We start from the raw sequence: 1943 nt of genomic DNA on the forward strand, positions 1-1943 counted from the left end.
AGCTGATCGGCCGGTTTGATTTGGGCCTCATTCCAGCCGAGCCGATCGTCATGACAGAAGTGCTCCTTGCCCGGTTGTACGAAAGTTAAAGGGTTCTCACGATACGGCCGCACAAAAACGGCAGCTCAAGCGGTGGATGCCCTTGAGCTGCCGTTTTATATATACCGAAAAGCTGTTAAACCAACAGGGATTCCGCACCGTCGATAATGATCTGCGCCCCCGTGATATGCTTGGACTCGTCCGAAGCCAGGAAGGCCACCAGATCTGCCACGTCTTCCGGCTGACCCGGCCCGTCGGCGAGCGGCTGGCTTCCTTCCGGAAACTTGACCGGGATGACGATTTCCTTCAGCTCTTCCGTCTTCTCCGTGCTTTGATCGATGTTGGTCGAGATCGCGCCGGGGCAAATGACGTTGACGCGGATTTTGAACTTGGCCAGCTCCAGCGCCGCCATTTTGGCGAAAGCGACCTGCCCGGCTTTGGACGTGCTGTAAGCCGACATGCCGAAGTTGGAGAAGGTGCGGTTGCCGTTAATCGAGCTGGTGATAATGACGCTTCCGCCATTTTTTTTCAGATGCGGAATCGCGTATTTCACCGTCAAAAACGTACCGTTCAGATTGACGCTCAGCGTCTGCTGCCAGTCTTCCAGCTGCATTTCCTCAATCGGAGCCAGCACGCCGTTGATGCCTGCGTTTGCGAACACCACATCCACGGAGCCGAACAGCTCGGCGGTCTCCAGCACCGCCTTCTCCACGCGTGCCGCATCCGAAGTATCCACGTCAAAAGCGCGGGCCGCTCCTTCGCGGATCGCGTTGATTTCTGCTTCCGTCTTGGAAGTCCGTTCATTAATCAGATCAAATAAGGCCACATTAGCGCCTTCCTGCGCCAGTTTGATCGCCGCCGCTTTTCCGATGCCGGAGCCTGCGCCGGTAACAATCGCCGTTTTCCCTTCGAATCGCTGTCTGTTGTATTGCTGCTGACTCATCGCTATCTCTCCTTTTTCATCCTCATCAAATATAGTTATCTGTCTCAAGATTACCCATAAAGGAGGTCAGCTTAATCATCGCGCAGCAAACAAATTTTATACCCGCAAAGGGTCAACCAGCAGCAAGCCGTTCATTACGACCACTGCAATTCAAGAAAAGCGGCATCATCCTGAAGCCCTTCGGTGTGGGGCGCATCGAGCAAAATCTGGATCAGCTCGTCCGGCAGCACCTGATGGATCGGGTCCAGATCGGCGAGCCCGTCGGTCCACAGTCTTCCCTGCTTCTTTCTGCTTATAGGCAGCTCAATCCGCCCGCAAATATACATGGATTGACTGCCCATACGCTGCTTGTCCTCCAGCACCTCCCGAAGCAAGGAGGGAACCCCGCCCGGCGGAGCTAACCGCCGGAGCTGCGCCGAAGCGGATTCGGTGATGGACGTCATGAACTCCGTAAATCCGGCCGAAGACCAGTCCCGCGTATGGTCCAGCCAATCCAGCAGCGTGTTGCCGAGAAAACGGGCGGCAAAATCACCTTGATAGCTCATACTGACTCCGTCACACAGCACAAAGTTGCACACGTCACCGTACGTCTGCACACCGACAAAATCCTGTCCGTTCTCTCCCTGCAGCAGCGTCTCCATCGCCCGTCCGTAAGCGTACCTGCACAGTACCCGTCCCGAATGGGAAGCGAGCGGCTGCTCCTGGGCCTGGGAGCTGATAAACGTAAACATGTCACCGGTTGCTGCCGAATTTATTTTCACAGGCGGATCCCTCCTAAGCTCTTACCGGCGTGGCCGCCGACATTTGAAAACCGATGGATACCAGCTCCGCACAACTTCCCGGAAGCATCATCAGCGCCCCCGGGGCAAGCAGATAATCGGCTTCGACCAGCATGTCCCGATAGCTCTCCGGAAGCGGAGATGACATATTTCTCAGCTTCACCGCATGCTCATCGTGAAGG

2 protein-coding genes and 1 pseudogene are annotated in these 1943 nt (G+C 55.8%); all 3 read right to left on the bottom strand.

Annotated features, from left to right (window positions below; all coding sequences use genetic code 11):
- Positions 1–175: 175 nt before the first annotated feature.
- Positions 176–982, bottom strand: coding sequence for an SDR family oxidoreductase (locus tag CPT76_RS15840; protein ID WP_076167858.1), 807 nt, complete (start codon positions 980–982; stop codon positions 176–178).
- Between the two features lie 134 nt (positions 983–1116).
- Positions 1117–1743, bottom strand: coding sequence for a hypothetical protein (locus CPT76_RS15845; protein ID WP_105443567.1), 627 nt, complete (start codon positions 1741–1743; stop codon positions 1117–1119).
- A gap of 13 nt (positions 1744–1756) precedes the next feature.
- A pseudogene (locus tag CPT76_RS15850) lies at positions 1757–1943 on the bottom strand (hypothetical protein); the annotation flags it as partial.

Origin of the sequence: Paenibacillus sp. AR247 (assembly GCF_002968895.1) — a bacterium.
GTDB lineage: Bacteria > Bacillota > Bacilli > Paenibacillales > Paenibacillaceae > Paenibacillus_AQ > Paenibacillus_AQ favisporus.

What these genes read in the sequence shown, in the direction of transcription:
- CPT76_RS15840 (WP_076167858.1), bottom strand. Translation starts at nt 982, where the DNA reads ATGAGTCAGCAGCAATACAACAGACAGCGATTCGAAGGGAAAACGGCG.